This window comes from Vibrio sp. AIC-3, assembly GCF_013114515.1.
GTDB lineage: Bacteria > Pseudomonadota > Gammaproteobacteria > Enterobacterales > Vibrionaceae > Vibrio > Vibrio crassostreae_C.
Genome location: NZ_VTXG01000026.1, coordinates 42,673 through 63,270 on the forward strand (window position 1 = coordinate 42,673; position 20,598 = coordinate 63,270).

A 20,598-nucleotide genomic window follows, 5' to 3' on the forward strand; every position below is an offset into this window, starting at 1 on the left:
TTTGCTGGTGGCCTGCTCGCAAAGCTGAATCAATGAGTATCAAAACTCAACCACTGAATCCCAAAGCCAAATCATCTCATCCCACACCCAAGTGGCTTAATATTGAAGCCACTTGGTTTACACCAGTTCCCAACTAAGACATCCACATCAATCTATCGCTTTGTTTCTTTAAACTTGCGGCTTTACGCTCTGCAGTTGTGCTTGTGCCACTAGCGATCGGAAGTCTTTTGGTGTTTTTCCGTGATACGTTTTAAAGGCCGTGCTGAAGTGAGCGGCACTTTTAAAGCCTGACTCATACGCGATTTGAGTGATCGACTTATCCGATGTTCTTAGCTGAGTGGCTGCATGAGCAATACGTTTTATCTTTAATAAGTTTGAGAACGACAGATCTTCAGCCGATAAGCGACGTTTAAGCGTAGCCGGTGACATTCCCATGTAACTGGCGAGCGTATCCAAAGAGATATTGTTTTCAATGTTTTGCTCGATGTAATGAATGACTCTTTGGGTCACGGTTAACCTTGAAGCTCGAGCAATAATAGCCAATAGAGCTGGGTACTGTTCCACCATCAAAGACAGCAAACTTAAGCCTAATTGAGTGAGTGCGTAGTCATTCTGAGAAGAAGAGTTGGCCAGTGACATGATGAGATCTTTCAACTGACAGAGCTCAGTATCCGTTTGATTGAACTTAATGTACTTGTCTGGGATTCGAGCGGACTCTAAATCGCTGAACTGATTAATGAACTTTTGAAAGATAGCCAAATCAAAATCTAAGCAGGTTGCGCTGAATTCGCCATTTTCAGTGTTAACCGTGATGTCTTTAATCTGACCAGAATTGTAAAGGGTGAAATCTCCCGCTTGCAACGAGGCTTGAGTACCATTGGGCAACACAAAAGAAATGCTGCCTTTCGACACTATAAAGATACCGTTTTTAGAGGCAGGATAACGTTCTCGTCTCCTGGGAATGAAGTTTCTGAACTGAGTAACTGTGATTGATGACATAGTGAGCTTCTTTGACGTTGTAAATTGATTGCTTATTGATTGTTTTTTTTAAGTATTGTTTAAGCATGAGACATTTACAAAAAAGGCGCTAATAATTAGCGCCTTTAGAAGTGAACCTTTGAAGCTTTTGACCTTGATAGCTTTGACCTTGAAAGCTGTAGCTGTTAAAGCCTTTAAGCTTCGGTTTCGTTTGTCGTTTCAGGCTCGCTAGGCAAGTCCGCAAATACTTGAGTAGGTTTTGCTACTAAGTTACGGTTTTCCTGATTAACTTCAGAGAGAACTACTTCTAAAACGTCTCCCAGTTTGTATACCATTTCTTTATCGATAGATACAGTACCCATATCACCGTTGCACTCTATTCTTTCTTTATTATTAAGAATGAGAGATCCAGGGATAAATGCAGCAGCACCATTTTCAAGTAAACGTACACGCATACCTGCACGGTTAATATCGAAAATCTCAGCTTGGAAACGAGTTTCTTCTGCTGGAGCATTGGCTAGAGTGCGAGCATACAACCAATCGCCAACATTACGCTCAGCCATGCCGTGGTGACGGCGGTGCAGGGCAAGTTCATCACCGATAGTTTCATCTGGTGTTTGAATTGGCGCTTTACCTAAGATGTGTGCTTTAAGCATACGGTGGTTAATCATGTCGCCATATTTACGAATTGGAGAAGTCCAAGTTGCGTAAATATCTAATCCCATCGCGTAGTGCGGTGCAGGCTCATTGCTGATCTCGCTATACGCTTGGAATTTACGAATACGGTTGTCGTAGTAGCTGTTATCTAAAGAACCTAACCAACGACGTAGAGTAGCAAAACCTTCTAGAGAAATGATTTGCTCTTCAGTGAACGGCGTTTCCGCTTGCGGGTTTACCAGTTCAAGAACGTCGGAGATTTTCTCAGCCTTGAAACCAGAATGGCAGTTAAACACACCTTGGTTGAAGCTCTCTTTTAGTACTCGGCCCGCACAGATGTTCGCGCTGATCATTGATTCTTCAACCAGCTTGTTTGCGCTACGACGCATGTCAGCGTGGATAGCGACAACATCGTTATCTTCGCTCAGTTCAAAGCGGTAGTCAGGGCGATCTGGGAACACAACAGCGTTTGCTGAGCGCCATGCTGAACGTGCTTGAGCAAATTGGTGAAGATCAGAAACAATTGCAGCAATCTCTTCTGATGGTTGCCATTTCTCTGATGCACCTGTTTCTAGCCAGTCTGATACGTTGTCGTAAGCAAGACGAGCATGAGATTTGATGTTTGCAGCGAAGAAGTTAATGTCATCACCGATAACGCCATCTTTAGATACCGTTACTGTGCAGCAAAGTGCAGGACGAACTTCGTTCTCGATCAGTGAACATAGGTTGTCAGCAAGATCACGAGGCAACATTGGGATGTTGCGACCAGGAAGGTAGATAGTGAAACCGCGCTCGCGTGCCACTTTATCCATCGCATCATCTGGAGAGATGTAAGCCGTTGGATCAGCAATTGCGATAGTCAGTTCAAAATCACCGTTCTCTTTCTTCTTCGCGTAAAGCGCGTCATCCATATCTTTTGTGCTTTCGCCATCGATAGTCACAAAAGGGACGTGCGTCATGTCTACACGTTCAAGATCGGCGTCATCGTTGATTAGCCAGTTGTCGATGCCTTCAGGCTCGCTGTTTGGTAGATCGTTTTGTGCCAGCGTTACCCACCAAGGTGCAATCTTGTCGTCAGCGTCTGTGATTTTCTCAGAGATCTGAGCCAAGAAACCATTGTCACCTTTTAATGGGTGTTGAACGATATGAGCAACAACCCAGTCACCTTCTTTAAGCGTTTCAGGGTTTAGACCCTTCATTGCTTTCGCTTTAAGTTGCAGTTTTTTGAGCTGCGGGTGATCAGGAACAACGTTCAATCGGCCTTTGAAAAGCTTAACTCGTGCAATAAAGCGAGTAAGACCTTGTTCAACCAATTCCTCAGGCTCTGCTACTTCGCGCTCTTTCTCTGTGCGAATGATGGCAATCACCTTGTCACCGTGCACACATTTCTTCATGTACGGAGGCGGGATAAAGAAGCTTGTTTTGCTATCAACTTCGAGAAAACCAAAACCTTTTTCAGTGGCTTTGATGGTACCTTCCTTTTTAGGGAGGGTTTCTTGGATTTGCTGCTTGAGCTGAGCGAGTAGAGGATTATCTTGAAACATTTTGACTTTTATCTATCGAGGACAATTGAGCACACTATAATCATTGCGAGGCTTGATTACTACTTAAAGGCGAAGTGAGCGTTAATTAATTGCCCTCTTATTTAACTAGGTCAATTTGCTAGGAGATGGGTGCTGTGACGAGATATTCATCAAGTTTTGACGATATGATAACCAGTATTGATGTAAAAGCGAAAAATATGTGATGTATTTCAATTTTTTCTGGATTTTTTTATGCATTTAGGGAATAATCCGCCTCCCTTAGACGTCCCTAATGGCTTGAAGTGTTTTATTACTGCTTCGTAACTCTGAATGGAATCAGTATCTGATTGGATCAGTATTGGAATTGATAGAGCTCCCGGGACCTTTTGTTTACTTATATATAGTGGGATCCCAATGTCCGAATCTGTAATTCAATTTAATGAATTAGCCCTAAACGATAACATTCTTTCAGCTCTTGATAGCATGGGTTTCGTTTCTCCGACTCCAATCCAAGCAGCAGCTATTCCTCTTCTTCTTGAAGGCCGTGACGCACTAGGTAAAGCACAGACTGGTACTGGTAAAACAGCAGCATTCTCTCTGCCTTTACTTAACAAAATCAACCTGAACCAACACAAACCACAAGCAATAATCATGGCTCCTACTCGTGAGCTAGCGATTCAAGTTGCTGCGGAAATCAAAAACCTTGGCCGTGATATCAAAGGTCTTAAAGTTATTGAAATCTACGGTGGTGCTTCAATTGTTGACCAAATGCGTGCTCTAAGCCGCGGTGCTCACATTGTTGTTGGTACTCCAGGTCGTGTTAAAGACTTACTAACTCGTGACCGTCTACACCTAGATGAAGCACACACATTTGTTCTTGATGAAGCAGATGAAATGCTGAAAATGGGCTTCGTAGATGACGTTACTTGGATCCTAGAGCAAGCTCCAGAATCTGCACAACGTGTACTTTTCTCTGCAACTATGCCTCCAATGGTTAAGACTATTGTTGACCGTTACCTACGTAACCCGGCTAAAGTTGACGTTGCTGGTACTAACCACACAGTTGATAAAGTAGCGCAGAACTTCTGGGTTGTTAAAGGCGTAGAAAAAGACGAAGCAATGTCTCGTCTTCTAGAAACTGAAGAAACTGACGCGTCAATCGTATTCGTACGTACTCGTCAAGACACTGAGCGTCTAGCTGATTGGCTATCTGCACGTGGCTTCAAAGCTGCTGCACTGCACGGTGATATTCCTCAGTCTCTACGTGAGCGTACTGTTGATCACATCAAACAAGGTGTTATCGACATCCTAGTTGCAACTGACGTTGTAGCTCGTGGTCTTGATGTTCCACGTATCACTCACGTATTCAACTACGACATCCCATTCGATGTTGAATCTTACATCCACCGTATTGGTCGTACTGGCCGTGCTGGACGTAAAGGTAAAGCGATCCTACTAGTTCGCACTAACCAAATTCGCATGCTTCGCACAATCGAGCGTGTAACTAAGTCTCAAATGGAAGAAATCCAACTTCCTCTACGTGACCAAGTTGCTGCTGCACGTGTTGCTAAGCTTGGCGCTGAACTTGAAACTGAGAAAGAAAGCAAAGCACTAGAAAACTTTGCAGGTCTTATCTCTACTCTTCAAGAGTCTCTAGAAGTTGATGCTGCTACTCTAGCTGCAATGCTTCTTAAGCGTCAGCAAGGTAAGAGCCCACTATTCTACGTTGGCGAAGACCCAATGATCGCTGCTATTGAGCGTGATAAGAACCGTCGCAAAGAGCGTCGTGAAGATCGTGACAACGGCCGTGACGGTGGTGGTCGCAACTTCAATACTCAAGATTGGGATACTTACCAACTACAAGTTGGCCGTGAACAAGGCGTTCAGGTTAAAGACATCGTTGGCGCACTAGCAAACGAACTTGGCCTAACTAAAGGTTCTATCGGTGCTATCAAGCTAGACCAAGGTTCTACTTACGTTCAACTGCCAAAAGCAATGAACTCTGAAACTGCTGGTAAGCTAAGCAAACTTCGCATTCGTCAAAAAGAAGCTGGCGCTGTAGTTGTTGATTTCAATGACTTCCGTGAGCCTCGTCGTGGCGGCGGCGGTCGTGGTGGCAACCGTGGCGGTCGTGATGGTGGCGGCTACCGTGGTAACCGTGAAGGCGGCAACCGCGAAGGTGGTAACCGTGAAGGCGGTCGTGGTGGATACCGTGGCAACCGTGATGGTGCTCGCGATGGTAACTCTGCTGGCGGACGTGATGGCGAACGTCGTTTCGACCGTAATCGTGGTGGCGATCACCGTGGTAACTTCCGTGGCGAACGTGGCCATGGTAACGGCAATGGCGGTGGTAACCGTGGTCGTCGTCCAGAGCGCAACGAAGGTTAATCAACCTGTCGCTTAGACGCTTTAGGTCTAGACACTGAATTTAAAAGCCGAGCGTAATGCTCGGCTTTTTTGTGCCTGCTATTTGAACTTAAGCTTTGGTTGGCTCGATATTCGTAGCTAACTTACTTTAATCAAGCTTCGTTCCTGTAACTATGCTTCGTCCATGAAACTAAGCATCGCGCCTAGAACGAATGTTAGTGCCAAAACTTAGCTGTATCGCGTTCTAAGCCTATACCAAAAGAACGTGCTACAAGATGCTGAAACAAAGAGTGAAGGCTATCTAAGCGTCGTTACAGTGCATCTATTCGTAGAGTTGTGCTCGAAGGCAATCAAAATAAGATCAGATCACTATTCTCAACTTCAGTGAGCTTTTTGATGCAAACACTGAGCAATTGAGAAATCGAGCAAAAAGTTATCGGTAATGATAAGCAGACGAAAGGGAAGGGTGGTTGTTTTTTAAGCGGATTACCTGCATTTGTTCGAGTCGCTTTAATTAACTGAATCAAGTTAAAAATAACGTGAGCACTCGTTTGCGTCACCTGTTCATTAATTTTCTTATTCAACTATTTTTTAATTTCGCTCTCGAAATAAATAATTTAATGACCAAGATCAACTTAATTGTGTTCATTTAGTGATTTTTTCAAAACAAAAGTTGAAAGATTCAAAAATTATTGAATAATGGACTTAACTAAAATTGAAGTAAACACTTCATCCAATTCGTACTGAAACAGGATCCATATCCAATGTCTAATTCGTTTGTTCTGGTTATTAACTCGGGTAGTTCATCCCTAAAATTTGCTGTAATCGATTCTGTTTCTGGTGAAGCAGTATTAAGTGGCCTAGGGGAGTGTTTTGGTCTTGAAGATGCTCGTATGAGCTGGAAATATCAAGGCGAGAAAACTGAAATTGCCATTCAAGGCGAAGATAACCACCACAAAATTGCCATTGGCAAATTGGTTGGCCTGATGGAAGATCTAGGCTTCACTGCTGATATCGTGGCTATCGGTCACCGTATCGTTCACGGTGGTGAGAAGTTCACTCAAACCGTTCGTATTACTGAAGAAGTAACGAACGAAATTGAAAGCCTATCTGACCTAGCTCCACTTCATAACCCTGCAGGTGCTGTCGGCATTCGTGCTGCGATTGAAGCTTTCCCTTCTCTACCTCAATTTGCTGTATTTGATACGGCTTTCCACCAAACAATGCCACAACGTGCATTCACTGGTGCAATCGCAAAAGAGCTATACACAGACTTCGGCGTACGTCGTTACGGTTTCCACGGCACTAGCCACTACTTCGTTAGCCGTGAAGCTGCGAAGATGCTCAACAAGCCAGTGGAAGAGTCTAATTTCATCTCTGTTCACTTGGGTAATGGCGCATCGGTATGTGCGATTAAAGACGGTAACAGTGTTGATACTTCAATGGGCTTCACACCACTTTCAGGCCTAATGATGGGCACACGTTGTGGTGACCTAGACCCAGGCATCATCGAATACCTACTTAAGAAAGGCTGGTCACAAGAGCAAGTATTTAACTCTCTAAACAAGGAGTCTGGCTTCCTTGGCGTGTCTGGTCTTACGAGCGATGCTCGTGGCATCTTAGAAGCAATGGAAGAGGGCCACGAAGGCGCTAAGCTTGCGTTTGAGGTGTTTACTTACCGCGTAGCGAAATACGTTGCTTCTTACCTAGCAACGCTAGATTCTTTAGACGGTATCATCTTCACTGGTGGTATCGGTGAGAACTCTCTACCAATTCGTCGTGAGATCTTAAACAACCTTAAGATTCTAGGTTTCGTTGAAGATGTAGCAGGTAACGAATCTGCTCGCTTTGGTGCTGAAGGGATCATCGCTAAGTCTGAAATGTTAGACGCAGTAGCAATGGTTATCCCAACCAACGAAGAATTCGTGATTGCTCAACAGTCGGTAGAACTTCTGTAATCTGAACTGAAGTCTAAGCAAGAAAAAGACAATCAAAAGCGAGCCCAAGTGGCTCGCTTTTTGTGTCTAGTAAAGATGCGTCTGAATGTTTTAACAAGGCGATCGTGAAACAGTTTTAGAACAGAGCTTAAATTGCGACTCATCGGGTGCTCTGGAAGCGCTAAGGTTATTTAGTCCCTGAGCGGTAGTTTGGATCTGTCCAGCATCGAGGTAACTCTTCCCCTGACATAAACATCAGTTCGGACTTTTTAAACATCTCAGGGTCTTGCTGTTCTTCGCCTGCTTGAAACCGACCTTCGATACTGTCTTGAAATAAGTTGGTTAATTTGGTCATTTCAGTTACATCAACGAGGTCACCGGTTTTTTCTCTTTTAGAAACATTTTACCACACGGCTAAACGGATTGGTGTCGAAAATGAGAGTTATTGGTGGGCAGATCAGTTTGAAAATCTCAGTAATTATCGAGCGCACTATTTAAATACTGGACCTGAGATCTGGCAGCAAACACAGGGGAATATTGATGCTCTAGTTTCAGTGGTGGGGACGGGTGGAACCATTGCCGGAAACTCACACCATCTATCTGAGCAGCAACCCAATCTCGAAACTTGGTTAGTTGACCCAAATGGGTCCGGCATTTATTCGTTTCTACGTAATGGACACTATCAATCAACGGGAAGTTCGTTCACGGAAGGCATAGGGATCATGCGAACGGTTGAAAATTTCAGGCAGGCAAAAATCAATCGTGCCATCACGCTTCCCGATCAGGATTTGGTGACGATATCCCGCCTTGTTGCGGAACATGACGGTATTCTTCTAGGAAGCAGTTCGTCGTTGAACGTAGCAGGTGCGCTATACGCTGCGGCTAGAATGGGGAAAGGGAAAACCATCGTTACATTTAGCTGTGACCTTGCTGAGCGCTCGTATTCGAAGCTGCACAACGAAACGTTTCTGAAAGAAAAAGAGATACAGCTTAATAAAGAAAACCTCTCTCAACTATGGGCTCGTTATCAAGCCGAAGATGGCAGCATGGTCGTCAACGTATAGTCGCTTTAAGTTAGTAACAGCCAGTGGTCTGCCAGCTCTTTCGTTAGCGCTGAACATCCGGTTAGAGCTAAACATCCGTTAGCACCAAATCCGGCACTATTGCTTGTTATTAGGGTAGTGAATCACATTATGAAATACGGCGTTTCCTTCACCGATATTTTTGTAGGCATGGGTCTGGTTGGCATTGAAGCGAACGGCTTGTCCTGCGCGTAACGTATGCCACTCATCATCAAACATCACGGCCATCTCTCCTGAAATGCATAAGATGTGCTCAGTGACGCCTGCGTTATGTGGGGCGGATTCATGCTGGTAATCGGGTGCTAGGGTGAGTTCGAATATTTCAAATCCTAGTGCTTCCTCAAAAGGAAACAACAAACTGACGAAAAAGCCAATGTTGTATTCCTCATGTCTTAGTTCGTTTGCATCTCTGAATAAACTCGTCAGTTCACTGTTTGGGCTAGCCGCGATAAAGCTCGAAAGTGACACCTCGAATCCAGAAGCTATCTGCCAGAGCTTAGCGACTGTCGGGCTGGATTCTCCACGTTCAATTTGTCCTAACATTGCTTTACTCACGCCTGTTGCTTTCGCTGTTTTGTCTAAGCTCCAGCCTTTTTCTTGGCGAAGGCGTTTCAAGTTAACGCCAACTTTAATTTCTGTTTGCATATTTTCTCTACAAGTTTTTACAAATAAGTTGTGCGTTATAGCGCACAGTGCTAGGTTTGGTCTATGGACGTTATAACGCACGCAGGAAGAGATTAACATGACTAAGCTAAAATTTTCTCACGTCAGTACCGGCTTTATCGCTGTTTTCATTGGTTATGCGAGCGCCGCGGCGATTATTTTCCAAGCGGCAATGAGTGCTGGAGCAACTGAAGAGCAAGTGGCGTCATGGTTTTGGGCGTTGGGAATTGGCATGGGCGTAACCACAATACTGCTTTCGTTTCATTACAAGAAGCCTGTGGTTACAGCGTGGTCGACGCCTGGAGCGGCGTTGTTAATCACATCTCTTGAAGGGCTGACAATGAATCAGGCTGTGGCCGTGTTTTTGTTCAGTTCGATGTTGATCACGTTAGTTGGATTGGCGGGGATATTTGAGAAAGTCCTAAAACAGATCCCAACATCGATTGCCTCTGCTATGCTCGCGGGGATTCTATTGCAATTCGGTTTGGGTTTGTTCACGTCGTTAATGGAAGAGGCACAAGTCGTAACGGTCATGCTCGCTGTATTTATTCTGGCGAAAGCGCGGTTAGGAAATTTACTGATCCCAAGCATTTTTATTATCGCACTGGTCATGTGTGTGGGTTTTGGCAAACTCGATGTCAGTCAGGTGACTATGGGATTAACGACCCCGGTGTTCATTACGCCCGATTTTGAGTTCTTTTCGTTGTTCAGTGTCGGAATCCCATTGTTTATAGTGACGATGGCTTCACAGAACTTACCGGGATTTGCGGTTCTAAAAGCGAACGGATACCAAGTCGATTCATCGAAGATCATTACCACCACAGGGGTGACAGGTTTGATTTTCGCGTCGTTTGGTGGCTTTGCGTATAACCTTGCTGCGATTACGGGCGCTATTTGCATGGGCCCGAATGCGGATAGTAATCCAAAGACACGTTATATCGCGGGGATTTGTATGGGCGGGTTTTACTTGTTAGCTGGCGTGATGGGGATGTCATTTGTGTCGCTGTTTAGCGCCGTGCCCTCCGCGATTGTCATTGCGGTTGCTGGCTTAGCGGTGATGCCGACCTTGATGAATTGTTTAGCTGTGTCGATGGAAGACAACCACTATCGAGAGCCTGCGCTGCTTACTTTCTTATTCACTGCTTCTGGTACTAATTTACTGGGAATCGGCAGTGCATTTTGGGGTTTGTGCATCGGGTTGTTTTGTTGCTGGTTACACAATTACAAAGCTAGGTCACGTGGATCAAGCGAGGCTTCGCAAACTTTGCCGTAATCAAACGACTCAAGATTATGATCAGGTTCGCTGTGAATTAGAAACACCAGCAAGTTGTTTGAGTAGTAAGCCCAGTCATACTTGTGACTGGGCTTGCTTACAAAGGAATAAAGCTACTTAACTTCGTATCTCAGTAGCACTTCATTATCGAGAATGACATTTGTCGACCAGATAAAGCTTGCGCCAGCACCACTGAATTTTTCGATAAAGTTCATGTACGCTTTTTTATTGTTCACGCCAATATCGTCTTCTGAATATACCGATGCTTGAGGCCAAGATGTTGAATCGAACTCTTGGTTCATCCAGTTGGTTGGTGTTTCCCAATGAGCGGCGTAGGCATCTTGACCGTGGTCAGTTCCTTCCGTGGTGCAACTTTCAGAAAGACGCTTCCCGTCCACTTCACTCAAACAAGTCAGGTCATAAATCGGTGACGTATAAAAGGTTTGTGCTTGCCATTCTGGTCCTGTCACGGTTCCGTCACTAAAGCTCGCGATAAAGCCACCATCACCAGCGTGGTATGCCTTTCCGCGGTTATCTTCGCTGCCAAGACCTAGGTTTTCTTCCCAATCAATCACTTTCACCGCAATCGTGTAAGGCTTCTTCACCTTAAATTTGACGATGTTTGAGTTAAACGGTGTGAAAGGAACGGTGTCTACCGCGATTAACTTGCCGTTGATATAAAGTTCGAAATAGTTATCGGCAAAAATATAACCTGTTATTTCCTCACCGTCTTGATCAACTATCGCTACAGGTACAGAGCTTTGATCGACTTCGGCTAGGCTGCTTGGTGTGGTGTTTGAGCACTCTTCATAAAGATCAAAGGCTTTTGGCCCTGTTGAAAAGTTGTTTTTGGCTGGAACCGTCCAAACCTTTCCTTCTGAGTCCGTAATTTCCCCGACGCCCGCTACTCTGCTACGTCCGTTTGCACACTCAAAGAGATTCGATTCAACAGTGGTCGCCACACCTTGAGTAATACTCGCTGAGCCTTGGTAATCACTGATGTTGCTGACCGAAGGCGTATCTGATGATGGTGAGCAGCCTGTTGCGAGCAAAGCAACCGATGAAAGGGCAAGGGCTTGATATTTTGTGATGATCATTGATTGGGTATCCGAAACGGGTGATTTAAATAAGCGTGGTTCAAAATAAGCCAAGTGCAAGTAAGTTAATTGAAAACAAAGCTATTTCAAACAAATCCGAGCTAAGTAGCTAAGTAAGCCGTGAACTCATAGCTAATAGCTAATAGCTAATAGCTAATAGCTGAAGCGACGAAACTAAGCAAGAGCCAAAATATTTGTGAGGTGCCACGCTTGTTATCTGATAAGGCATATATTACCCGTACAAATGTAAACAATCGTAAAGCTGAGTAAGCATGGGTAAAACAGAGCTTTTATCGGATGATCACATCAGCTTGCGCGGCGCTGGTAAAAATACTCAGCACGAAGCGGTTTCAGGTTGTGATTGAGATAGTATTTTGCTACAAAACGCGCATAATCTCGCTATACAACATTTAAAGAAGAATTAACCTATGACTACCTTTCAATACTACTTTCACCAACTGCCTTGCTTCGACTGTAAAAAAACGACAGTAAGTACTGATCTTGGTTGGTTAACGCCTGCGATGAAAGACGATGCTATCGCACAAGTGACAGCGACACTTGCACAAGGCGAGGTTACTCCTGATCTTTCAGCAGACGTGGTTTGTACTAAAGATGAAGCGCGTGAGTATTTACTGCTTAACTTCTTTGGTTATTCAGAAGAAGAATTAGAAAGCGGAATCGAAGCGGATGATGAAAAAGAAGTGGCAGACGAAATCGCAGAGCTACTTGAAGAAGGTAAAGACACCATCACCTTCGAACATGAGATTGCTCTTCAGTGCTGCGCAGACTGCGATGTTGAAGACGAGTCAAACTAAGCTTTTGTATTAAGAGTATTAAACTAAGTACTCTTATTAAGGTTCATCATGCAGCTATGATGTTCTAATGATGAAAGGCGTTAGCGAATTGAAGTTCGCTAACGCCTTTTTTGTCTCTCTGCTTCTTATCTTTAATCGGCATTCACTCTTAAGATGTTGTGCTTCCTATAATGCCTTGTTTGCTCAGTTGCGAAAGGATCTCCGCAGTTTTATCGCGGAATAGATCTCTCAGTAGTCGCACAGTAGGGGTGATGGATTGACGACTTGGACACACTAACCAGAGCTCGGTAGGGGTCGGCTTAAATTCAGGCATAACTTTAACCACTTCGCCTGAAAGCAGGTGAGGAGACATGTCTAGACAAGATTTTATTGCCACCCCTTTACCTGCGATACACCAACGTCTTACAAGGTCTGCGTCGTTCGAAGCGCGATTTCCTTTTAGTTTCACTTTATGATCTTGAGTACCATCGTTAAACACCCACTCGTCTTGCAACATGTCATGGAGTTGGTAAAGCAAACCATTGTGCTGAGCTAAGTCACTCGGGTGTTTTGGTGTGCCCATTTCAGCCAAGTATTCAGGAGCCGCACACAATATCCTCGGCACATCGCATATCTTGAAACCATACATGTTCGCATCGGTCGGAGAGCCGTAACGCAGCGCCATATCGACGGAATCTCGGTAGAAGTCGATATTGCTATCGCTGATGCTAGTGCGAAGCGTCGCCTTTGGGTATTCAAGCAAGAACTCATCTAACCAAGGTGTGATTAGGTTGCGTCCTAGATCTGATGAAAGCGCTATGCGAATTTCACCGTCAAGAATACCAAGCTCTTCGCGCATGTTGAGCTTCGCTTGCTCCAACATCTTTAAGGCTTGTTCGCATTCCGGTAAATAACGCTCGCCAGCTGAAGAGAGCCTTAGGTGGCGCGTGGTTCTTACAAATAACTCCGCACCTAGTGCCGCTTCAACACGTTTTACCGCTGCACTTGCTGTGGCAGTGCGCATATCAAGGTTGGTGGCTGCAGCGGTGATACTGCGAAACTCCGCCACTTTCAAAATGACCTGTAAATCTTCAAGAAGCATGTTATCTACCTGTATTGAATTATGTTCTAAACATGGCGTTGGGATATTTCCCCATCACAATCTGCAAATGGGTTATCTCTACTTATCGCTTCTAAGTTAGCTTCAAATACTTAATTGTCAAAACTAATTTGATAATAATTCAAATATGAGGCTGTTTTTCATTAGTAATTTTCTCACTATCATTTCCCCATATCGACAACGTAGCGCAGTACACATCGTATGGACGAAACCTACGATCTAGGGGGATAAGATGACTAAGAAAATCACAATGGGTGTAACGGATTTGTCGTTCCACCGTACGACCGCATCATTGGTTGCCAATGTATTGAAATCCATGGGTTTTGAGGTAGAGCGTATTTTCTCTCCACATCAGGAGAACTTTGAAAAGCTGAAAGCAGGCCAAGTGGATATGCTTTCTTCTGCGTGGTTGCCATCAAGTCACGGTATCTACAAAGCGGGCGTTGAAGAAGTTGAGCCACTTATCGAGCTTGGGCTTCATTATGAACCTTATGCTTTATGGGGCGTACCAGACTATGTGCCTGAAGCGGCGGTTTCTGAAGTCTCTGATTTATTAAAAGCTGAAGTGATCGAGAAAATGAACTCGACCATCCAAGGTATCAACCCCGGCGCTGGCATCACACGCTTCTCTATCCAGATGATGAAAGACTATGGCCTGAGCGATGCCGGCTACGAGTTCTTTCCTGGCAGTGAAGACGATTGTTTCAGTGCATTTGAAAGTGCGGTCGCAAACAAAGAGTGGATGGTAGTGCCACTGTGGAAACCTCAGTTTTTGCACTATCGTTACGATATTCGTGAGCTCAAAGAGCCAAAAGGCTTACTCGGAATTGTTGATAGAGCGGTACTTCTTTTAAGAGATGACAAGAAGCATCTGTTCAGCGAGCAACAGATTCAGAAGTTGGATTCCCTACGTTTCTCGAACGACATCATCGCAGAGCTGGATTACAAAGTTTGCCGTGAAGGTAAACCACAAGATCAAGTAACACATGATTGGTTGATTGAGAAAGGCCTTATTTAACCTCTAAGCCGTTGGCAATGCAGTTAGATGTCTGCATTACCCAGATAGCGGTAACACCATTATCAAAAAATATTTGAGAATCATTCAAATATTAGGCGGTTTATCTAGAGTGAGAATTGACTAAGATTAACTCGTCTAATTCAAGGAGAAAGCACAATGTCAGTACCATCAAAAATGAAAGCTATCGGATTTACTCAATCACTTGCGATTACAGAGCAACACAGTTTATTTGAGTTTGAAACGAGTCTGCCAGAACTAAAAAATAATGACTTGCTGGTAAAAGTGAGCGCGACTTCTATTAACCCTGCTGACGCAAAAATTCGTATTCGTAATGCCAAAGACAAAACTCTTGAGCAGCCAAAAGTGCTGGGCTATGACGCAGTCGGCGAAGTTGTTGGCAAAGGTGCTGACGTTGAAGGCTTCGAAGTCGGTGACCGTGTGTACTATGCGGGTGACGTAACACGTATGGGTGCTAACGCAGAATTCCAAGCTGTGGACTACCGTATTACCGCTAAAGCGCCTAAGAGCCTTTCTGATGAAGCTGCAGCCGTTATGCCACTAGCAACACTAACTGCATGGGAAGCGTTGTTTGACCGCCTGCGTGTTCGTCCTGAAGAGAAAAAGTCTATCCTGATCATTGGTGGAGCGGGCGGCGTTGGTTCAATTACGATTCAACTGGCTAAGCAACTGACCAACCTAAATGTTATCGCAACAGCTTCAAGACCTGAAACTGAGCAGTGGGTAAGAGATATGGGAGCGGACTATGTGGTGAACCACCGTAACCTTGTTGAGTCTGTCCGAGAGCAAGGCATTCAACATGTCGACTACATCTTCAATGTTGCTGATACAAAAGGGCACTGGGATGCGATGGTTGAGTTGATCGCACCGCAAGGCATGATCAGTTCGATTGTTGAATTTGACGGTGGAATTGACTTATCAGCGCTGCAAGGAAAATCAGCAGGCTTTGTTTGGGAGCTGATGTTCACGCGTTCATTGTTTAACACCGAAGATATCCAGAAGCAGCAAGACATCCTATTCCAAGCCGCGAATCTGATTGATTCGGGCCGTATTAAAACGACTTTAACCACGACCCTAAATGGCTTTAGTGTGGATACAATCAAAGATGCACACCAACGCATTGAGAGCAGTGCCTCGATTGGTAAAACTGCCATCAAATACTAATTGCTGATGTTTTAATCCGTCGTTGTTTTGAGTCGTTGACGGTTTAAATAGAAGAAGCCCCTGATATCTGATTGCTAGTCAAAAGGTTTCAGGGGCTTTTGTTTGTTTTCAGTTTAGTCAGCTTCTGGTGATGTGATAGGTTTCGATGTTCTGAAGTGAAGCTGTATTAGGTCTAGCTCAAAAGACGAGGGCTGTTTGTCTGCAATCAAAAAGCCGATTTGTTTGATGTCTCGTGACTTAAGTTCCGGCGCATCGCTCAGTAGCCGACCTCTGAACACCGCTTGAAAATCGTTGAATTGGAACGCCTTGCTAAACTGTTCTCCCTTTATCGTATCGAAATCGTGTTTGTATTGAATTCGATTGCCGTCCTTCGATGTTGTGAACCTCAGTTGGTAAGTGCGACCATCACCAACGAATACTAGCTCTGCACTGTCTATTTCATGGGCAGGTGATTCAATGGAGCGCTTTACAGAACTGAAACCACCATTATTTTCTAACGATAGCTCGCCCCTAAATCGACTCATATCATCAAGATAAATGAGCTCGCCTGTAGAGATGCCACCCATTACATCGTCGTTGGTCGCTGTCCAATTCTTGTGTTCGTTCGGTTGTATAAAATCAATCATACCTATGCCTGCTACAGATACTTGAGACCATAAAAAGGAGAGGCTGAGTACTAGCCAAAAAGGGTGTCTTCGCTTAAGCAATGAAGCCGTTTCGTTCATGATTGTCTCCGTTAGCCGTTAGTCTGTTCGCGTTTTATGGAGAAGGTTCAATGGCAAGCATACCCATACAATGCTCAATAAATTCAGAGTAATTTGAAGCGTTGTCGTACTCAATTTTTAGCGAACCGTGAAACATCAGCGTCACCGTGACGTCTTTATAGCTTAGCCAACAGGTGTAACCGTCGTAATCATGCCAAGCCGTCATTTCGCCAGCTAGATATTTGTTGTCCCGTTGCTCACCGGAAGAGCGAATAAACTCAAATACTCTGAGAAATTCAATAATGGTGATTCTGTTGTCCATGTGTTACTCCCGCTGCGTCATCTTTGAGAATAGGCTGATCTTTGGTGTTTAGATTGCCTACGTCTTTCTTTCATATCCTTACGGCTTACCTCTGTGCCCCGATCACTGAAAGGGTCTTACCTTCTCGATAAACCGCTGTTTTCTAATATTTCATCATCATTCCATACATCTGTTCAATCCAGAGCGAAGCGTGCGTAACAAACTCGAATAACAACGTTAACCCTCAAGATAAAGACGAGCTTAATTTGCGTTTATGGTGGTTAATTAAAATTAGAGTCGATAGGATAAATAGCATCGGAGCCTTGTTATTGGCTAAAATGGAATCTACAGAAAGTGCGTGTCAACATGATAGAAAAACTGAAAAAGGAATGGTTTCTTGTAGGGATGGTGGTGGCTATGGTCGTTGCTGTTTTTACGCCGGATTGGGGCAAATCGGGTGGGGTACTTCATCTCGATACGGTGACTGTTCTCGGCATCGCTTTGGTGTTTTTCTTACACGGTTTGGGTTTGTCTCCCAAAGCCATTCTTGAGGGGCTTTCGAATTGGAAGCTGCATGTTTTTGTACAAAGCGCGACATTCTTAGTTTACCCACTGCTTTGGGTGATATTCGGGCAAGGCTTTGTCGCTTATATGCCAGCAGCTCTGGCCTTTGGTTTCTGTTACCTCTTCGTATTACCGAGTACGATTTCGTCTTCGGTCGCGATGACGGTGATTGGAAAAGGAAACCTACCGGGTGCGATATTCAATGCATCACTTTCTAGTATTTTAGGCGTGTTCATTACGCCTCTACTGATCCAACTCTTTATGGGGTTGGAAGGTGCAGAGCTAAACCTGATGGAATCGGTGATCTCTATATCTAAAATGCTGCTATTGCCAATGATTGTCGGCCAGTTGATGCGCCCGTTACTTTTTGAATGGACTCAGAAGCACAAGTCAGTGGTCAATAAGTTAGATAAATACGTGATACTTCTGATCGTCTACAGTGCTTTCTGTGACTCTATTGAACACGGTATTTGGAGCGACTTTTCACCAATGCTGTTGTTGCTGTCAGCGGTGATTTGTTTAGTGGTATTGATGGTGATGGTACACGGCATTCAATGGAGTGCCCGAAAGGTTGGATTCAATCATCAAGATGAAGTCGCGGCAGTATTCTGTGGTACTAAGAAGACCTTAGCGGCAGGTATTCCTATGGCTAAGGTGATCTTTGCTCACAACCCTAATCTAGGGATGATATTACTACCAATCATGCTTTATCACCCGATTCAGATCTTTTACTGTGCAGTGCTAGCCAACCGTTACGCCAAGGTTGATACACAATCTAGTTAAACTTGTTTGTTGTTACAAGCACAACAGAAAAACGCCTTTCACTTCGCTGTGAAAGGCGTTTGTATTTGAATCTACTTCACTTTAATTAGAGTGCTTGAATCTGTATGAGCAAATGCGTTGTCGTAGATCTCTAAGCCTGTTGTTTGAGAGTACGTCAGCGTATCGTCTGAAATGCTAATGTTCATCGTGAAGCCCGTGGTGGTTGCGTTGTCCGTCATGTATTCGGACTCAGCGATGCCACGCTTAGACGCAACTAACGTCATTGTATCGCCAGCAGGGCCTTCTGCGGTGACACATGTGGTGCGTGGTACGCAGTAAGAGTTGTAGACGACCTGATTTTTTTGGTCGTAGATGAAGTAGCCACGTTGATCGTGGAACTTAGAGTCGTCGGCCTTTCTGAATACTTCTTGTTTGTAGTACAGAGCAACCAGATATTGATCGCTGGCATTGGTTGCATCTGCCGCAACCTCAAACGTCATTACTTCATAGAATGGTGTAACCGCGGGACCACCTGTACCCACTTCTGTGCCTTCTTGGCCTGGAGAAATATCAACGCCGCCAGTTTCGACTGATTTCCATGTGCCGACTAACTTTGCGAGTGGACCAAAATCTATACCATTGATTGTGTTGTGGTCGGCTACTGCTGGAGCCGAGATTACCGCTGCGATACCAAGTGCTAATAATTTTTTCACTTTAACTTCCTTTTTATTAATTATCTGACCCCAATAAAAATAAGGTTATTGTGAAACTAGTTTATTAACCCAGATCAGTGTTGTTGGCTAATATGAAATCGAATTGTAACTTGATGTATCAGTCAATAAGGGGATATTAATGTGTGTGTATATTGAGCAAGAAGCAGTTGTTGGGTCGTCTTATCTCAGTGATACACCATGGGTTTGCTAACTCTTGTGGTTGAGTTGAGTCACATTGGATTAGGTCGTCTAAACTTAAAGCTTGTATCGCATCAAATACGACAATTTGGGCTCTAAAGACGTTCTCGAAATAAATGCAAATTAGTGCTTTACCTCAACTTAACTTGAGGTATTAGGATATGCAACGTTGCTTACGAGAATACTTTAAGGAGAGAAGAATGATCCAACTTGAACATGTGAATTTAGTGGTAAAAGATATCCCAGAAATGCTGGCTTTCTATAAAGCGGCGTTCCCTCATTGGTATGTCCGTGATGAGGGAAAAGGGGAGTGGTCAGGTAAGCCACGTAACTGGCTGCATTTTGGCGACGAGTACCAATACATAGCAATAAGTGATCACGGTGAAGGTGAAAATAGAGATTTGGCTGGGCATTCTGTTGGTCTCGCACACTTCGCTTATGTGACCAATAATATCGAAAGTGTCACTCAACGCCTTGTTGATGCGGGCTTTCCAATTGCCAAACCCGGTGCCGAAGAACCTTATCGAAAAAATGTCTACTTTGTGGATCCGGCAGGCTTTGAAATCGAGTTCGTTGAATACCTAAGTGATGACCCTAAGTTACGAAATGCCACGAGTTAGTTACGTAATACGCCGCTTTGTTAAAGTTGGTTAGCTGAATGAAAGCGCGCTAGAGAGCATTTATAGAAAAGGGCATTGTGGAATAATCCGCAATGCCCTTTTTAGATTCTATTTATCAGCTGATATTGAGTGGGTTACTTATTTAGCCTTGAACGGCACCAATAGCTGTTTACCAAACACGTTAATGAGTGCACCAGTGACAATCAGGCCACCACCTAGATAAGTCCAAACCGATGGAATCTCATTGAAGATCCACACACCTAATAGCGCTGAGAAGACGATCTGCACGTATGAGTAAGCTGAAGCTTTACCTGCTGCCTGGGTTTGCATTGCTTTGGTTAAACCGTATTGTCCTATTTGTGTGAAAATCCCGACGAGCACAAGCATCATGGTTAGGAATAGGCTAGGCCATACAAAGTCGTTCCAGATAAGAGCTGTTGAGATTGGTAGCGCAACCAATGGGAAGTAGAAGATGATGACTGAGCTATCTTCCGTTTGGCTAAGTTTTCTCACAATCACATAAGCAATTGAGCTACCAAATGCGCCACATAACGCCACCATAATGCTAAATAGCGGTAACTCGCTGCTCGCGCCACTGTTCATACTTGGTTGTACCATCACTAATAGCCCAGCTAGGCAGAACGCAATGCAGATCATGGTCGATTTTTGGACGCGTTCTTTCAGAAATAACACGCCAAGTAGGGCGGTAAATACAGGATGAACGTATTGTAGAATGGTCGCTTCGGCTAATGGCAAAGTGGTCACAGCGTAGTAAACACACATCAAGGCTGCTGTACCAACTGCGCCTCGAACAAACAACAAAGGTTTGTTATTTCCCCAGATCGAAATGCCTTTTCGCTTAACGTCGATATAACTGATGATCAAAGACACCAAAGCCCTTGCTGCAACAATTTCGAATACAGGAATGCCATAATTGCTGATGTATTTCACACAAGCTGACATCAGTGCGAATCCAAAAGCGGAGAGGATCATGAATCGAACCCCAACAGGGATTTGTGAAAAAGAGAAAGAAGACATAAAAATA

18 protein-coding genes and 1 pseudogene are annotated in these 20,598 nt (G+C 44.3%); 9 read left to right on the forward strand and 10 right to left on the reverse strand.

Features of this window, described 5'->3' with window-relative positions; genetic code table 11:
• Nucleotides 1–168: 168 nt before the first annotated feature.
• Together F0229_RS16615 and rnb are read right to left on the reverse strand one after the other, a co-directional pair.
• Nucleotides 169–999: an AraC family transcriptional regulator gene (locus tag F0229_RS16615; RefSeq protein WP_017064362.1), complete on the reverse strand. Its 831-nt coding sequence runs from the start codon at nt 997–999 to the stop codon at nt 169–171.
• Nucleotides 1,000–1,172: 173 nt separating this feature from the next.
• Nucleotides 1,173–3,179, reverse strand: coding sequence for an exoribonuclease II (gene rnb, locus F0229_RS16620; protein WP_017059497.1), 2,007 nt, complete (start codon nt 3,177–3,179; stop codon nt 1,173–1,175).
• A gap of 309 nt (nt 3,180–3,488) precedes the next feature.
• Between rnb and F0229_RS16625 the strand changes: the two genes are divergently transcribed.
• The gene (locus tag F0229_RS16625; RefSeq protein ID WP_171733284.1) at nt 3,489–5,546 is read left to right on the forward strand and encodes a DEAD/DEAH box helicase; all 2,058 of its coding nucleotides are present in this window, start codon (nt 3,489–3,491) and stop codon (nt 5,544–5,546) included.
• A gap of 743 nt (nt 5,547–6,289) precedes the next feature.
• Nucleotides 6,290–7,483, forward strand: coding sequence for an acetate/propionate family kinase (locus F0229_RS16630; RefSeq protein WP_171733285.1), 1,194 nt, complete (start codon nt 6,290–6,292; stop codon nt 7,481–7,483).
• 166 nt (nt 7,484–7,649) lie between these two features.
• On the opposite strand, the gene F0229_RS16635 is transcribed toward F0229_RS16630, so the two are convergent.
• The gene (locus F0229_RS16635) at nt 7,650–7,817 is read right to left on the reverse strand and encodes a hypothetical protein (protein WP_017062447.1); all 168 of its coding nucleotides are present in this window, start codon (nt 7,815–7,817) and stop codon (nt 7,650–7,652) included.
• Between the two features lie 46 nt (nt 7,818–7,863).
• Here F0229_RS16635 and F0229_RS16640 point away from each other — a divergent pair.
• Nucleotides 7,864–8,526: pseudogene (locus tag F0229_RS16640) on the forward strand (pyridoxal-phosphate dependent enzyme); the annotation flags it as partial.
• A 96-nt stretch (nt 8,527–8,622) separates the two neighbouring features.
• Here F0229_RS16640 and F0229_RS16645 read toward each other — a convergent pair.
• Nucleotides 8,623–9,189: a helix-turn-helix domain-containing protein gene (locus F0229_RS16645; RefSeq protein WP_017070515.1), complete on the reverse strand. Its 567-nt coding sequence runs from the start codon at nt 9,187–9,189 to the stop codon at nt 8,623–8,625.
• 97 nt (nt 9,190–9,286) lie between these two features.
• On the opposite strand from F0229_RS16645, the gene F0229_RS16650 reads away from it, so the two are divergent.
• Entirely contained in the window at nt 9,287–10,480 is a 1,194-nt protein-coding gene (locus F0229_RS16650; RefSeq protein WP_171733286.1) for a benzoate/H(+) symporter BenE family transporter, read from the forward strand.
• A 113-nt stretch (nt 10,481–10,593) separates the two neighbouring features.
• Here F0229_RS16650 and F0229_RS16655 read toward each other — a convergent pair whose 3' ends face one another.
• Nucleotides 10,594–11,577, reverse strand: a complete 984-nt coding sequence (locus tag F0229_RS16655) for a hypothetical protein (RefSeq protein ID WP_171733287.1) — start codon at nt 11,575–11,577, stop codon at nt 10,594–10,596.
• Nucleotides 11,578–12,005: 428 nt separating this feature from the next.
• Between F0229_RS16655 and F0229_RS16660 the strand changes: the two genes are divergently transcribed.
• Nucleotides 12,006–12,392 (forward strand): hypothetical protein, encoded by a 387-nt coding sequence (locus tag F0229_RS16660; protein WP_017064374.1) that lies wholly within the window; start codon nt 12,006–12,008, stop codon nt 12,390–12,392.
• Nucleotides 12,393–12,540: 148 nt separating this feature from the next.
• Here the strand turns inward: F0229_RS16660 and F0229_RS16665 are convergent, their stop codons facing one another.
• On the reverse strand, nt 12,541–13,473 hold the full coding sequence (locus F0229_RS16665) for a LysR family transcriptional regulator (RefSeq protein ID WP_171733288.1): 933 nt from the start codon (nt 13,471–13,473) through the stop codon (nt 12,541–12,543).
• Between the two features lie 268 nt (nt 13,474–13,741).
• Between F0229_RS16665 and F0229_RS16670 the strand changes: the two genes are divergently transcribed.
• Both F0229_RS16670 and F0229_RS16675 read left to right on the forward strand, forming a co-directional pair.
• Nucleotides 13,742–14,509, forward strand: coding sequence for a glycine betaine ABC transporter substrate-binding protein (locus F0229_RS16670; protein ID WP_171733296.1), 768 nt, complete (start codon nt 13,742–13,744; stop codon nt 14,507–14,509).
• A 156-nt stretch (nt 14,510–14,665) separates the two neighbouring features.
• On the forward strand, nt 14,666–15,691 hold the full coding sequence (locus F0229_RS16675; protein ID WP_171733289.1) for a zinc-binding alcohol dehydrogenase family protein: 1,026 nt from the start codon (nt 14,666–14,668) through the stop codon (nt 15,689–15,691).
• Nucleotides 15,692–15,804: 113 nt separating this feature from the next.
• On the opposite strand, the gene F0229_RS16680 is transcribed toward F0229_RS16675, so the two are convergent.
• Both F0229_RS16680 and F0229_RS16685 read right to left on the reverse strand, forming a co-directional pair.
• The gene (locus F0229_RS16680) at nt 15,805–16,416 is read right to left on the reverse strand and encodes a CIA30 family protein (RefSeq protein ID WP_171733290.1); all 612 of its coding nucleotides are present in this window, start codon (nt 16,414–16,416) and stop codon (nt 15,805–15,807) included.
• Between the two features lie 34 nt (nt 16,417–16,450).
• Nucleotides 16,451–16,717, reverse strand: coding sequence for a DUF3081 domain-containing protein (locus tag F0229_RS16685; protein ID WP_171733291.1), 267 nt, complete (start codon nt 16,715–16,717; stop codon nt 16,451–16,453).
• Between the two features lie 345 nt (nt 16,718–17,062).
• Here F0229_RS16685 and F0229_RS16690 point away from each other — a divergent pair, with 345 nt between their 5' ends.
• A complete protein-coding gene (locus F0229_RS16690) occupies nt 17,063–18,043 on the forward strand; it encodes a bile acid:sodium symporter family protein (protein ID WP_032545880.1) in 981 nt (326 codons plus the stop codon).
• A gap of 71 nt (nt 18,044–18,114) precedes the next feature.
• Here F0229_RS16690 and F0229_RS16695 read toward each other — a convergent pair whose 3' ends face one another.
• Entirely contained in the window at nt 18,115–18,735 is a 621-nt protein-coding gene (locus F0229_RS16695) for a heme-binding beta-barrel domain-containing protein (RefSeq protein WP_171733292.1), read from the reverse strand.
• Between the two features lie 398 nt (nt 18,736–19,133).
• Here F0229_RS16695 and F0229_RS16700 point away from each other — a divergent pair, with 398 nt between their 5' ends.
• Complete coding sequence (locus tag F0229_RS16700; RefSeq protein ID WP_017072063.1) at nt 19,134–19,553, forward strand: VOC family protein; 420 nt, start codon at nt 19,134–19,136, stop codon at nt 19,551–19,553.
• 138 nt (nt 19,554–19,691) lie between these two features.
• Here the strand turns inward: F0229_RS16700 and F0229_RS16705 are convergent, their stop codons facing one another.
• The gene (locus F0229_RS16705) at nt 19,692–20,591 is read right to left on the reverse strand and encodes a DMT family transporter (RefSeq protein ID WP_102333930.1); all 900 of its coding nucleotides are present in this window, start codon (nt 20,589–20,591) and stop codon (nt 19,692–19,694) included.
• Nucleotides 20,592–20,598 lie beyond the last annotated feature (7 nt).

What these genes read in the sequence shown, in the direction of transcription:
- F0229_RS16615 (WP_017064362.1), bottom strand. Translation starts at nt 999, where the DNA reads ATGTCATCAATCACAGTTACTCAGTTCAGAAACTTCATTCCCAGGAGA.
- rnb (WP_017059497.1), bottom strand. Translation starts at nt 3,179, where the DNA reads ATGTTTCAAGATAATCCTCTACTCGCTCAGCTCAAGCAGCAAATCCAA.
- F0229_RS16625 (WP_171733284.1), top strand. Translation starts at nt 3,489, where the DNA reads ATGGAATCAGTATCTGATTGGATCAGTATTGGAATTGATAGAGCTCCC.
- F0229_RS16630 (WP_171733285.1), top strand. Translation starts at nt 6,290, where the DNA reads ATGTCTAATTCGTTTGTTCTGGTTATTAACTCGGGTAGTTCATCCCTA.
- F0229_RS16635 (WP_017062447.1), bottom strand. Translation starts at nt 7,817, where the DNA reads ATGACCAAATTAACCAACTTATTTCAAGACAGTATCGAAGGTCGGTTT.
- F0229_RS16645 (WP_017070515.1), bottom strand. Translation starts at nt 9,189, where the DNA reads ATGCAAACAGAAATTAAAGTTGGCGTTAACTTGAAACGCCTTCGCCAA.
- F0229_RS16650 (WP_171733286.1), top strand. Translation starts at nt 9,287, where the DNA reads ATGACTAAGCTAAAATTTTCTCACGTCAGTACCGGCTTTATCGCTGTT.
- F0229_RS16655 (WP_171733287.1), bottom strand. Translation starts at nt 11,577, where the DNA reads ATGATCATCACAAAATATCAAGCCCTTGCCCTTTCATCGGTTGCTTTG.
- F0229_RS16660 (WP_017064374.1), top strand. Translation starts at nt 12,006, where the DNA reads ATGACTACCTTTCAATACTACTTTCACCAACTGCCTTGCTTCGACTGT.
- F0229_RS16665 (WP_171733288.1), bottom strand. Translation starts at nt 13,473, where the DNA reads ATGCTTCTTGAAGATTTACAGGTCATTTTGAAAGTGGCGGAGTTTCGC.
- F0229_RS16670 (WP_171733296.1), top strand. Translation starts at nt 13,742, where the DNA reads ATGGGTGTAACGGATTTGTCGTTCCACCGTACGACCGCATCATTGGTT.
- F0229_RS16675 (WP_171733289.1), top strand. Translation starts at nt 14,666, where the DNA reads ATGTCAGTACCATCAAAAATGAAAGCTATCGGATTTACTCAATCACTT.
- F0229_RS16680 (WP_171733290.1), bottom strand. Translation starts at nt 16,416, where the DNA reads ATGAACGAAACGGCTTCATTGCTTAAGCGAAGACACCCTTTTTGGCTA.
- F0229_RS16685 (WP_171733291.1), bottom strand. Translation starts at nt 16,717, where the DNA reads ATGGACAACAGAATCACCATTATTGAATTTCTCAGAGTATTTGAGTTT.
- F0229_RS16690 (WP_032545880.1), top strand. Translation starts at nt 17,063, where the DNA reads ATGATAGAAAAACTGAAAAAGGAATGGTTTCTTGTAGGGATGGTGGTG.
- F0229_RS16700 (WP_017072063.1), top strand. Translation starts at nt 19,134, where the DNA reads ATGATCCAACTTGAACATGTGAATTTAGTGGTAAAAGATATCCCAGAA.
- F0229_RS16705 (WP_102333930.1), bottom strand. Translation starts at nt 20,591, where the DNA reads ATGTCTTCTTTCTCTTTTTCACAAATCCCTGTTGGGGTTCGATTCATG.